This window comes from Gardnerella sp. 30-4 (genome assembly GCF_001641215.1).
Lineage (GTDB): Bacteria > Actinomycetota > Actinomycetes > Actinomycetales > Bifidobacteriaceae > Bifidobacterium > Bifidobacterium leopoldii.
Genome location: NZ_LXJL01000110.1, coordinates 1 through 5,430, shown reverse-complemented (window position 1 = coordinate 5,430; position 5,430 = coordinate 1). Strand labels below are relative to the sequence as shown.

Genomic DNA, 5,430 nt, shown 5'->3' with positions numbered 1-5,430 from the left:
GTTTATAGAAATATTTATTACAACAGGTTCAGGAATAAGCGTTACACCAAACTTACTTTGCACACCACGGATAATAGTTTTTGCCAAATTTGCAATGTCGTCACAAGAAGCATTATTACGATTGGTAAGCGCCAAAGTATGCAATGAAGAAAGACCTGCAGGCGAAGGTTTCCCATTTTCTATAAGCCTAAAACCCTTATGGAATCCAGCATGGTCAATAAGCCAAGCTGCAGAAGTTTTTATACCATGCGATCCATCTTGCATAATTGCATCAAATTTAGGAGCATCTTCTGGCAAAGTATCGGCTTCACTAGTACTAAGTATTGGATTCATAAAGAAACTACCGCAACTATGACGATCACTGTAAATATTATCGCCCTCTAAAAATTCACCAGTAACATAGTCTTCACTTTGCAATCGCAAAGCAAATTCAACACCTTCAGCACACTTTGTACCACGCATCCACAGCTTATCGTAACGAGAAGCATCCTCAAGCATGCCTTTAGAAGCACGAACGCGCAAAACTTCACGACGTATTGCTGCTGTTTGCATACGCTCGCCTAATTCTACGTGCAAAGCATTAGCTAATTGCGAATGAGAAACAACGCCAGTTGAATTATGCTTCAAACAAAAAGTAACAGACAGTACAACGTAACGAGGAGTAGGAAAATACGAATCCGCAGGGACTCCTACTGAAGAGTACATGCTTTTTTTAAGCAATGAAGTGCGATACCCAAAATTCAAAGCATCCTTCTGCAGCTCTATAGTTGATTTTGTTTTGCGGTCCCAAACTTCTACGGAAGTAACACTTTGAGATACTTCTTGACCATAAGCGCCAATATTTTGTACAACAGAAGCCCCAACAGTGCCAGGTATGCCAGAAAGACCTTCTACACCCTCTAAGCCAAGAGAAATCGTATGTGAAACAAAATCATCCCAATTACAACCAGCTTCAGCATTGATATGCACTAAATGAGCACCACTTTGCAAATCAATGCCATCTTCTGAAGGTGCTGCTTCATCAAGCACATGAATATCGCGTCTAGCATCTCGCACAACAACGCCGTTGAAATCCTCATCGCTAACAAGCATATTAGAGCCGCCACCGATAACACATAAAGGCAGACCAGCCTCATCAGCATCTTCTACCGCTTCAATAACAGCAACGCGACTTTTGGGCTCTATAAAACGCGCAATTTTGCCACCTACGCCAACAGTTGTTATATCTGCAAATGATGGATTATTTACTAAAGATGCTTGCATACTCATGGTTTAAATATTAACAGCAATAAATAACAAAAACCCCGCATTAAGCGGGGTAATAAGAATAAAATCTGCGCAACTAGCAACAAGCTTAAACAAGCCGAAATCGTGAGCGCAGGAAGCTGAAAATTCAGCGAGTCTCGCGATGAAGCGTATGCTTGCCGCAGCGTGGGCAGAACTTGTTCAACTCAAGACGATCAGGCGTATTGCGACGATTCTTCGTCGTGATGTAATTACGCTCTTTGCACTCCGTGCATGCCATCGTAATGCCCGGACGGATGTCGGCGCTCTTGCTTGCCATTTCGTTCACCTCTACAATTCATTATTGGCCAGCCAGTCTCCTACTGGCCGTTGTAGCGAGGAAGAGACTCGAACTCTTGACCTTACGATTATGAGTCGTACGCTCTAGCCAGCTGAGCTACCCCGCCAGAGAGCCTCGAGTGAGAATCGGACTCACGACCTCTTCCTTACCAAGGAAGTGCTCTACCACTGAGCTATCGAGGCGTGGCGGGTAGTGGATTCGAACCACTGAAGCACGAAGCGGCTGATTTACAGTCAGCTCCCTTTGACCACTTGGGAAACCCGCCAGCAGTCTCCGTAAGAAGTGAACTTCAAACGGCAACTTTGTTATTTTGCCACGAAATCGCGACTAATGCAAGATTAAGACACGCCGAAAGCAAAACTTTTATGCAAAAAAGCTAGTTATTTAGCGAAAAACCCTCTTTTTTTAAATTTTCGCAAACTGTCAAAACTCTGTCATTAGCCTCGCGCTCGCCGATACTAATGCGAATACCTTCACCAGCAAAAGCGCGAACAGACAATCCTGCAGCAATAAAATGTTCTGTTACTTTCTCAGTATCTGCCCCAAATGGCATCCAGAAGAAGTTTGCGTACGCATCCTCAATATTCCAGCCTTGCCCGCGTAAAGCTTCAACAATGCGCTCGCGCTCAGCAACAAGAGATGCAACACGAGTACTCATCTCCTTGCTTGCGTCATCTTCCAAAGAAGCCAAAGCTGCGACCTGCGCTATTTGAGACACACCAAATGGCACAGCAACTTTACGCATACCGTCTACGACTTCAGCCGGAGCAATACCATAACCAATGCGCAAACCTGCCAATCCATAGGCCTTGGAGAACGTTTGAGCAACAACTACATTTGGATACTCATGGTACAGCTTCATGCCATTTGCAGTGCCTTTTGCTGTGTTAAACTGCACATAAGCTTCGTCAATAAGTACAAGAACGTCGCTTGGCACAGCATCTAACACCTTGCGAGCTTCCTTCTCGCTAAGTGAAGCAGAAGTTGGATTATTAGGATTATTCAAAATAATCAAACGCGTGCGATCGTTAATAGCTGCAATCATAGCGTCAACATCGTGAGAACCATCGGCACGATTAGGAATCTGAACGCTTGTAGCACCAGCTCCCGTTACAATAATCGGGTAAGCTTCAAAGCTTCTCCAAGGATATATGACCTCATCTCCCGGACCTGCAACCAAGTCAACAAGCTGCGTAATAACTTCCGTAGAGCCGCAACCAAGCACTACTTCGTCTGCAGTCACACCAAAACGCTTAGCAAGTTCTTCAACAACTTCTGTGCCACGCATATTAGGATAACGGTTTATTACATTAAGCGCGCGATTTGAGATTGCTTCTTTTACGCTTTGCAAAGGCTCATAAGGATTTTCGTTACTAGAAATCTTATACGCACGAATGCCGTCCAATTTAGGAGCTGGCTTACCCTGCTTGTAGCTAGGAATTGTATCTACAATATTGCGGTGTTTGTATGTCATACTTCTCCATCATACTCTACACATACCTTAACTGTGCAATAGCGAAAATCCGACTAAAATTGCGCAAGCATGTAAAGAAACTGCCGCTTTATCGCCTTAATCCGACCAAAACTTTACAGCCATGTAAACTTTCTGCCGTTTCCAAGCCAAAATCCAACCAAAACCTTACAACCGCGTAAAGTTTCTGCCAGCTATCCAAATATTTCACGGCACATTCTTACGTACCGCAATAAAAAACGCTGGGAATAACGTTTCCGTCATTTCCAGCGTAAGTTTTATTGTTTCAACCAGCTAAATACTAGCCAAGAATCGCAAGCACATCACGAGAAGACACGATTAAGTAGTCCTCACCTTCGTAATGCACTTCAGTTCCACCGTACTTGGAATAAAGAACCTTGTCTCCAACCTTAACATCCATAGGAATGCGCTCGCCCTTATCGTCACGACGACCAGGACCTACGGCAAGAACTTCACCCTGCTGTGGCTTTTCCTTGGCATTATCTGGAATATACAAGCCAGAAGCAGTCTGAGTTTCCGCTTGAGCTTGCTTAACAATAATCTTATCCTCCAACGGTGTGAGCTTAATCGACACTGTTGCCACCCCTTTCATAAGAGATATTAATTTCGTACGCAAGAAACAATCCGACGAGGCTGACGATCACGTCCGCAACCGCACTTACGCTCTGTGCCTCATAATAGCGCGAATTTAGCACTCTAACAACTCGAGTGCTAATCTTTTAAGAAAATTTTTAGAAAACTCTTAAATCAGGCATTGCGACGAGCAAGAACATCATGCAAATTTGCCACACCAAGTGAGTCTTCAGAACTTTCTGGAGCATCCACTTCGCTTACTTTTTCTTTTTCGTGGAACTGAGAAGAGTTTGCAACAACAAAATTAGTAGCGGCAGCAGCACTATCAGCGTTAGCAACTGGTACAGCTTTAACTACTTGCTTAGTTGATTTAATTTCCAAACTTTCTGGAGTACGAGATGCCAAATTAGCATTACTTGAATCAGACTTAGTTTGTGAATCAAGCGAGAACGAAATTAAATCTTGATTAGACTGATAGTTTTGCCCCGAAGCCACAGAAGCGTTAGAAGAATCGTATGCGTCTTTATTTTCCGCTTCAACGATATTAGATTCTTTAGATTCAGATTCTTCTTTATATGAACGCTCACGCAACGCTGCATTGCGCTCTTGCTCCGCACGATGTAACGCAACACGAATTTCGCTCTGCTCCATAACCGAAGTTTCAGTATTGTCACGAGATGCGCCATTTCGAACAGGCACTACAGTCTGAGATACAGAATACTCAGCACTGTCGTTTTGGGAAATCGCATCACTACTGTTGATTTCTCCATTAAAATCAGAATCAGATGCAGAAGAATAATCTTTCAACTGACGTATAACAGCACTATTGCGGCGTTCACATAATTCATCCTCAGCTTTGCGTTTCGAAGCAGCGCGCATTGTTGCAATACGCGCCTCCCAAGCACGAGCATGCTTAGAAGCACGAGCTCCAAAATAAAGCACTACTGCCAACATAGCTCCAGGAATAAGAGCAAAAACTGGAGAAAATATACCAGAGCATCCTGCTAAGAATACGACAAAAGTCAAGACAGCAAGCGCAACTACCAACACACAACGACGGCGTATCGCAGCACGCCTAGCAGCGCGAATGCGCGCAATATATTCAGGAGTTAATGTTCGTTTTTGTTGTGTCGGTTGCATACAAGCCCCTTTTGCCAACATACTAGTACCGTCGCAAATACGCGTAGTACTCCACTCACCTACAAGATGAAGTGTTGGTGAAAACCTATCCTCGCGATGTTCAAGCATAGACTTCATGCCGTTAACCGTGCGTTTAGGCAACCACCCGAACCATAAGGCTACGAGGATGACTAATACGAGTACCGCACTCACCGATTCATAACCCATAACTATTAATATAAGGAAGTCATAGGATGTGTAGCAACATAAACATTTCGGCGTGTCGCCAAAATGTGGGATTATTGCGCGCGCCATCACACAATATGCTGTGCCGCAATCATTCACTAAGCAAATTTAACACCTATAATAACTGTCATAGTATGTACTAGGATATGTGAAGGAACAGTAAGTTTCTACTTACGTGCTCGTGTAACTTCGGAGGGACTTTTGCCTACTTATCATTATCGTTGCAAGCAATGCGGATACGATTTTTCAGAACATCAATCATTTTCAGATGACCCTATTACCATTTGCCCTCAGTGCGGGAAAGATGCAGTGCACAAAGTGTACTCCGCTCCTCCAATCAACTTTAAAGGCAAAGGCTTTTATCGAACCGATAAATGATTTTGTAAAATTATAAATCTGTCTCTTATACACATCT

General features: G+C 43.6%; 6 protein-coding genes and 3 tRNA genes. 1 reads left to right on the top strand and 8 read right to left on the bottom strand.

The window, feature by feature from the left end; translation table 11 throughout:
* The 8 genes from A5294_RS05815 to A5294_RS05780 all read right to left on the bottom strand — a co-directional run.
* A partial coding sequence (locus A5294_RS05815; protein ID WP_064340682.1) for an FAD-binding protein occupies nt 1-1,269 on the bottom strand: 1,269 nt, incomplete at its 3' end.
* A gap of 124 nt (nt 1,270-1,393) precedes the next feature.
* On the bottom strand, nt 1,394-1,564 hold the full coding sequence (gene rpmG / locus A5294_RS05810; RefSeq protein WP_004105548.1) for a 50S ribosomal protein L33: 171 nt from the start codon (nt 1,562-1,564) through the stop codon (nt 1,394-1,396).
* A gap of 53 nt (nt 1,565-1,617) precedes the next feature.
* Nucleotides 1,618-1,691 (bottom strand) — tRNA-Met (locus A5294_RS05805).
* 4 nt (nt 1,692-1,695) lie between these two features.
* Nucleotides 1,696-1,767, bottom strand: a tRNA-Thr gene (locus A5294_RS05800).
* Nucleotide 1,768: 1 nt separating this feature from the next.
* Nucleotides 1,769-1,850, bottom strand: a tRNA-Tyr gene (locus A5294_RS05795).
* A 111-nt stretch (nt 1,851-1,961) separates the two neighbouring features.
* Nucleotides 1,962-3,059: a histidinol-phosphate transaminase gene (gene hisC / locus A5294_RS05790; RefSeq protein ID WP_064340681.1), complete on the bottom strand. Its 1,098-nt coding sequence runs from the start codon at nt 3,057-3,059 to the stop codon at nt 1,962-1,964.
* A 298-nt stretch (nt 3,060-3,357) separates the two neighbouring features.
* Nucleotides 3,358-3,651: a co-chaperone GroES gene (groES, locus tag A5294_RS05785; protein ID WP_004114319.1), complete on the bottom strand. Its 294-nt coding sequence runs from the start codon at nt 3,649-3,651 to the stop codon at nt 3,358-3,360.
* Nucleotides 3,652-3,824: 173 nt separating this feature from the next.
* A complete protein-coding gene (locus A5294_RS05780) occupies nt 3,825-4,907 on the bottom strand; it encodes a hypothetical protein (RefSeq protein WP_064340680.1) in 1,083 nt (360 codons plus the stop codon).
* Between the two features lie 309 nt (nt 4,908-5,216).
* Between A5294_RS05780 and A5294_RS06650 the strand changes: the two genes are divergently transcribed.
* Nucleotides 5,217-5,393 (top strand): FmdB family zinc ribbon protein, encoded by a 177-nt coding sequence (locus tag A5294_RS06650; RefSeq protein WP_004574103.1) that lies wholly within the window; start codon nt 5,217-5,219, stop codon nt 5,391-5,393.
* Nucleotides 5,394-5,430: the final 37 nt, after the last annotated feature.